This window comes from Mesorhizobium sp. M0800, assembly GCF_040320095.1.
In the GTDB taxonomy this organism is placed as follows: Bacteria; Pseudomonadota; Alphaproteobacteria; order Rhizobiales; family Rhizobiaceae; genus Mesorhizobium.
Genome location: NZ_JAMYOZ010000076.1, coordinates 1 through 1,490 on the forward strand (window position 1 = coordinate 1; position 1,490 = coordinate 1,490).

At 64.1% G+C, this 1,490-nt stretch carries 1 protein-coding gene; it reads left to right on the plus strand.

The window, feature by feature from the left end; all coding sequences use genetic code 11:
* The first annotated feature begins 196 nt into the window (after positions 1–196).
* The gene (locus NKI18_RS33265) at positions 197–1,489 is read left to right on the plus strand and encodes an IS4 family transposase (protein ID WP_023675890.1); all 1,293 of its coding nucleotides are present in this window, start codon (positions 197–199) and stop codon (positions 1,487–1,489) included.
* The last annotated feature ends 1 nt before the right edge of the window (position 1,490 follow it).

Below are 1,490 nucleotides of genomic sequence, written 5' to 3' on the forward strand. Positions count from 1 at the left end.
GCTAGGGCGTATACACATCTTGCTTCGACGGATTGACTCGGTTGTGACGTGTCGGATTCCGCCGGCGTGTGCTGTATGATTCTTCTGTGACGTTCTGATTTGGAGGAGCGTCGCCGATGCAGACATGCCAGGACTGGTCCTTGGGTTCATTTGGAGATCGTCGTCTCGATAAAGGGGGGCGAGGCTGCTCCAAGGCATGGTGCTGCGCGAAACGGTTTGCCTGCGCCGGCTTGCCGGTGGCGACCATTCCGAAGAGATCCGCTATGGGCGCTTTCTCGGCAATGACGCGGTGACAGCGGACCGGATCATCGCAGGCTGGAGCGATCAGACCCGGCTTGCGGTCGAGGGCCGGCATGTCCTGGCGGTGCAGGACACCAGCGAGATCAAGTTCCCGACGACAGAGGGCAACCGGCGCGGCCTGGGCAAGGTCAAAAAGGGCAATTGCTGGGGCCTGCTGCTGCATCCAATGCTGGCTCTTGATGCCGAGCGCGGTTCTTGCCTGGGTCTTGTGGGCGGGCAGGTGTGGACGCGCGGGGACGAGGAGCTGCCGCCGCATGCCGAGCGGCCGTTGAGCGAAAAGGAATCGCGCCACTGGATCGAGACGGCCGAAGCGGCCAAGCCGGTGCTGGCCCGGGCCGGCATGGTCACCTTCATCGCCGACCGTGAGAGCGACTTGTATATGATGTGGGCTGGTGTGCCGGACGGCCATTGCCATGTTCTGTCGCGTCTCATGAATGACCGGGCCCTCACCACTGGCGGCACGCTGCGCCGCGCCGTGGCGAAAGTGGTGTTCTGCGATACGCAGGTGATCGAGCTGCGCGAGCGCCAGGACCGCCCGGCGCGCCGGGCTGAGCTGTGCCTGCGCTTTGGCGAAGCCACGATCAAGCGGCCGGCGAACCTGCGCGCAAAGGGGCTGCCAGAGGGGGTGACGCTGCGCTGGGTCGAAGTCGTCGAGACGGCTGCGCCCGACGGCGTGGAGCCGCTTCATTGGCTGCTTCTGACCACACATGCGGTGAGCAGCCCTGCCCAGGCCTGGCAGATCGTCGCCTGGTACAAGCAGCGCTGGACCATCGAGCAGTTCTTCCGGACGATGAAGGCCCAGGGCTTGAAGATCGAAGACAGCCAGCTGCAATCGGCCGCACGCCTGGAGAAACTCATTGCCATCGCCGCCAAGGCCGCGGTCATCGTCATGCAGCTCGTGCAGTCCCGCAGCGGCCAGGACGCTCAACCGGCAAGCCTCGTCTTCACGCCAAACGAGATCGACACACTTGCCGCGCTCGAGAAGCGCTTCAAAGGCAAGACCAAGCTGCAAGCCAATCCCCACCCCAGGAGCTCGCTCGCCTGGGCGGCATGGATCATCGCCAAGCTCGGCGGCTGGAACGGCTATGCTTCCTCCAGACCACCGGGACCAATCACCTTCTACAACGGCCTGGCCTACTTCCGTGCCTGTGCCGATGGATGGGCTCTGCGAGATGTGTATATGCCCTAGC

Bases quoted from the DNA above. Each gene is read 5' to 3' on its own strand.
- NKI18_RS33265 (WP_023675890.1), top strand. From the start codon at position 197: ATGGTGCTGCGCGAAACGGTTTGCCTGCGCCGGCTTGCCGGTGGCGAC.